3 protein-coding genes and 1 rRNA gene are annotated in these 5,105 nt (G+C 28.7%); 1 reads left to right on the forward strand and 3 read right to left on the reverse strand.

Annotated features, from left to right (window positions below):
- Positions 1-454 precede the first annotated feature (454 nt).
- Positions 455-994 carry an anaerobic ribonucleoside-triphosphate reductase activating protein gene (gene nrdG, locus ACRCYC_RS10475; protein WP_438619080.1) on the reverse strand — a complete coding sequence of 180 codons (540 nt, stop codon included), beginning with the start codon at positions 992-994 and terminating at the stop codon, positions 455-457.
- A gap of 23 nt (positions 995-1,017) precedes the next feature.
- Positions 1,018-3,369, reverse strand: a complete 2,352-nt coding sequence (locus ACRCYC_RS10480; RefSeq protein ID WP_438619081.1) for an anaerobic ribonucleoside triphosphate reductase — start codon at positions 3,367-3,369, stop codon at positions 1,018-1,020.
- A gap of 354 nt (positions 3,370-3,723) precedes the next feature.
- Between ACRCYC_RS10480 and ACRCYC_RS10485 the strand changes: the two genes are divergently transcribed.
- Positions 3,724-4,902 (forward strand): pyridoxal phosphate-dependent aminotransferase, encoded by a 1,179-nt coding sequence (locus ACRCYC_RS10485; protein ID WP_438619082.1) that lies wholly within the window; start codon positions 3,724-3,726, stop codon positions 4,900-4,902.
- A gap of 65 nt (positions 4,903-4,967) precedes the next feature.
- On the opposite strand, the gene rrf is transcribed toward ACRCYC_RS10485, so the two are convergent.
- A 5S ribosomal RNA gene (gene rrf / locus ACRCYC_RS10490) occupies positions 4,968-5,084 on the reverse strand.
- Positions 5,085-5,105: the final 21 nt, after the last annotated feature.

Here is a 5,105-nt window from a genome sequence, read left to right on the forward strand (position 1 = left end):
CAAACTCTCAAATATAATTTAAAAAGTTGTCCATCGCTCAGCTAATCATTATCTGAATATCTGGCTTGGTTGTTTGTGTTTAATTCTTTTAAAAAGAATTTTTATAATTAACCTACTGTTTAATTTTCAAAGTTCTTAATTCATTTTCGTCCGTTTCTTAAGGACAAGTAATACTTTATCATCTAATTAAAGTACCGTCAACAGTTTTTTTTATTTTTTTAATTATTTTTTGATTTTACTTTATTAAAAAAAGTAATCAACATTTTACCCACATTTTTATCCACATTATCTACAGTTTAAAAGTAAGTTTTATACTTACAAGGTGACTACTTATCCACATTATCCACCGATTTTATTCATATATTAACAATTTATATATTTATTTTGACAATTATATTATTTTTCCATAAAAAAGACCTTAGAAGTTTTAATCCTCCTAAGATCATTTTTTATTCTATCTAGCTATTCCTAAATCTTCTTTCATATATTCTTCATGTAAATATACATTCTTTAAATCTAAAGTTTTTTTCACATCAATTATTCTTTGATTTGAAGATCCTCTAAATTTAAGACTTATATCTTTTTTAGCTTCTATAAATTTCCCATCTACCAAGACGTCTATATTCTTAAGTAAATTTAAATTATTAAAATACGATGAGTTTTTTTTATCTATAAGTTCTTCAAATGTATATCCAGTATAAGCCCATACATCCATTTTATTTTCTTTGCATGCTTTAGCTATTTCTAGTAAAGCTTCACTTTGCATAAATGGTTCTCCCCCAGATAAAGTAACTCCTCTGTGTAATTTTAGATTTTGTATCTGTTTAATTATATTACTATTATCCTCTATATACCCTCCACATTTATCATGAGTTTGTGGATTATGGCATCCTTTACAGTTATGATTACACCCCTGTGTCCATATCACAGCTCTTAATCCCGGACCATCGACAATACTCTCAAATGTAATTGGTGAAGCTAATCTTATCATCATATAAACTCCCCCTACTTAAATCATTAATTATGCTTAACTCTATCTCTCACTTCCGCTTTTTTAGCATTATTAAATCTATCTACTGTTCCTACTAAATATCCAGTTATTCTTCGTATTCTTTCAAATCCTATTTCTCCATCTGACTCTTTTCTTCCACATGCTGGACAAATGTCTCCAGATATAACACCTGAATATCCACATATTGGATCTCTATCTAGCGGATGGTTTATACTTCCATACCCTATGCCTAAATCCTTCATAGCTCTTATTATAGTTTCAAAAGCTTCTAAGTTATTAGATGGACTTCCATCTAGCTCTATATAAGTTATATGTCCTGCATTAGTCAATTCATGATAAGGAGCTTCTATCTTTAATTTTTCAAAAGAACTCATTTTATAAAAAACTGGAACATGAAATGAATTTGTATAATACTCTTTGTCAGTTATTCCTGAAATTTCACCATATTGTTTTTTATCTATTGCTGTAAATCTTCCAGATAGACCTTCAGCAGGTGTAGCTATTAATGAGAAGTTTAACCCATATTTGTCACTAGCAACTTCCATCCTATCCCTCATATGAGATATTATTTTTAATCCAAGTTGCTGAGCTGATTCGCTTTCTCCATGGTGTTTACCTATAAGTGCTATTAAACACTCAGCTAATCCTATAAATCCAACTGTTAATGTTCCTTGTTTTATAACTTCTCTTAATGTATCGTTCGGTTCTAGATTTTCTGATTCTTTCCAAATATTTTGTCCCATTAAAAATGGGAAATTTTTAACCTTTTTATTTGCCTGTACTTCAAATCTTTCTATTAATTGATCTATTACTAAATCTATTTTTTCATCTAATTCTGAGTAAAAACCTTCAATATCTGTATCTTTGCCATTCAATAGACCATGCTTTATTCCTAATCTAGGTAAGTTTATTGTAGTAAATGATAGATTACCTCTTCCACTTACTACTTCTTCCCCACACACATTTCCTACAACTCTCGTTCTACATCCCATATATGTAGCTTCTGTCTCAGGTTTTCCTTCTACATAATATTTAGCATTAAATGGTGCATCTAAGAAACTAAAATTCGGGAACAATCTCTTAGCAGATACTCTACATGCTAACTTGAATAAGTCATAGTTTGGATCTCCATCATTTAAGTTTATTCCTTCTTTCACTTTAAATATCAATATAGGGAATATAGCTGTTTCTCCATTTCCTAGTCCTTTTTCTACAGATAGTAATAAATTTTTAATTACTAATCTACCCTCTTCTGAAGTATCAGTTCCAAAATTCACACTAGAAAACGGAACTTGTGCCCCAGCTCTTGAATGCATAGTATTTAAGTTGTGTATAAAGGCTTCCATAGCTTGATACGTATTTCTATCTGTTTCTTTATTTGCTTCTTTCCATGCAAATTTTTGAATTTTTTCTGCCACTTTAGAATCTATGTTAAATTTTTGAATTAGTTCTTCTTTTTCTATTTTTTTATATGAATCATCTATTTTTATACTAACTTTAGTATTCGTTTCTTTTTCTATATAAGATATCATTTCCTTTATTTGATCTAGTGCATCTATACCTTCATATAATTCCAAAGCTTTAGATATATTATTAGCATATAGTTTTTTAAATGTTTTATATACCCCATCTGCTAGTCCATAATCAAAAAATGGTATACTCTGTCCTCCATGTTGATCATTTTGATTACTTTGTATCGCTATAGCCGCTAGCGCTGCATAACTTATAATATCATTAGGCTCTCTTAAAAATCCATGACCAGTTGAAAACCCATCCTTAAATAATTTTATTAAATCTATCTGACAACACGTCAATGTCCCCATATTTAAAAAATCCATATCATGTATATGTATATCTCCATTATCATGAGCAAAAGCATGTTCAGGCTTTAATATATGAGTTTTGCAAAACTCCTTAGAAACAGTACTTCCATATTGAAGCATAGTTCCCATAGCTGTATTTCCATCTATATTAGCATTTTCTCTTTTTATATCTGCATCATCTGCATCAGAAAAAGTTATTTGTTCTATAGATTTCATAAGCCTACTTTTAGAATTTCTTATTCTATTTCTTTCCGTCCTGTATACTATATATTCTTCACTTGTCTTAGCATGACCTTTTTCTATTAGAACTTTTACAACTACATTTTGTATATCTTCAACTCCAGGAGTATTATTTGCATATTTTAAATTTAATAATTTAATTACATCTTGAGTTAATAGTTCAGCTAAATGATAATCAGCATTTCTATTTTCTCTTTCTGCTACTTTATTTGCAGCTAAAAATATAGCTCTAGTTATCCTATCTGAATTAAAAGGTATTATTCTACCATCCCTTTTTTTTACTGTTTCTATCACAATAAAAATCCCCCTTCATAACAACATATTGTATTAATAAAACACCTTAGCCACTATATATAGTATTCCAAGATGAAAAAAATCCCCTTTAACAAAGTCAAAGGGAAGTCTTTAAGTTTCTACTCTATAAGGTTATCAAATTTAATCCTAATCGTCAAATTACCTCTAAGCATTGAAATTACTATCTACATTTTTTGAACATTAGTATTTGTAATAGATTCAAATTTTTTAAATTTTTTTACAATTTTTTGTTAAATTTTTCTTGAATTTATACATCAGTTTTAATATAACTTCCTATATTATTATAAATTAATATATAATATAATTATCTATTTAAAAAGGAGATATTGTAAAATGCTATCTAATAGACTAAGTAATATTACACCATCTTATACAATAAGTATAAGTACAAAAGTTCGTAACCTTAAGTCAGAAGGTAAAAATATAATAGATTTAAGTATAGGCGAACCTGATGCTTCTGTACCAACCAAAGCAATACAATGCGGTATAGATTCTCTTAATGAAAATCTTACTAATTATGATTTAGTTCCTGGTTTAAAAATTCTTAGAGAACAATTATGCAAAAAACTTAAATCAGAAAACGACTGTATATATGATATAGATGAAATAGTTGTATCTAGTGGTGCTAAACACGCTATAACAAATACATTATTAGCTCTTGTAAATCCAGGAGAAGATGTTTTAGTTCCTAAGCCATATTGGGTTAGTTATCCTGAAATGATCAAACTAGCAAATGCTAATCCTGTTTTTGTAGATACACATAAAGAAAATAGTTTTAAACTTACAAAAAATATTTTAGAAAAATCTATTACTCCTAATACTAAGATGTTATTTTTAAATAATCCTTCAAACCCTACAGGATCTGTATATACAAAAGATGAGTTGTTAGAAATAGCGCAAGTATGTTTAGACAATAATATATATATACTAGCTGATGAGATTTATGAAACAATCTGTTATACAGATAAATTCACTTCTGTAGCTTCTTTAAGTGATGAAATTAAAGATATTACAATAACTATAAACGGTTTTTCTAAATCATTCGCTATGACAGGATTAAGATTAGGTTATTCTGCAAGCAATAAAAAGATAGCTAAAGGTATATCTACAATACAAGGGCACTTAGTATCTCATCCTTCTTTAACTAGCCAGTATATTGCTTACGGTGCTTTAACAGAATGTAATGATTATATAGATGAGATTGTTAGTATATACAAAAATCGTAGAAATTTAGTTATAGATATTCTAAATAAATCAGATAAATTAGATTATATAAATCCAGATGGAGCCTTTTATGTATTCATAGATTTATCAAAAATAAAAAATAATTTAAATTCTAAAGATAGTTTCTCGATAGATTTCTGTAATCAGCTTTTAGAGAAATATCAAGTTGCTGCTGTTCCAGGAATAGCATTTGGAATGGATAATTATATAAGGGTATCTTATGCATGTAGCGAAGAAAACTTTACTACAGGCTTAAATAGGCTAGTTGAATTCGTTGAGAGTTTATAGATAAAAAACCTTACTAAAATTTAGTAAGGTTTTTTACGTTTCACGTATAACAAATAAAAAAGATTACGCGGCTACGTCCTACTCTCCCAGGCAGCTTCCCACCAAGTACCATCGGCGCTAAAGAGCTTAACTTCTGTGTTCGGAATGGGAACAGGTGTATCCTCTTTGCTATAACAACCGCATAATCTTTTCATAGATTAATA

The sequence above is a fragment of the Paraclostridium sp. genome (assembly GCF_051657365.1).
Lineage (GTDB): Bacteria > Bacillota > Clostridia > Peptostreptococcales > Peptostreptococcaceae > Paraclostridium.

Coding starts and splice junctions, on each gene's coding strand:
- nrdG (WP_438619080.1), bottom strand. CDS start 994: ATGATGATAAGATTAGCTTCACCAATTACATTTGAGAGTATTGTCGAT.
- ACRCYC_RS10485 (WP_438619082.1), top strand. CDS start 3,724: ATGCTATCTAATAGACTAAGTAATATTACACCATCTTATACAATAAGT.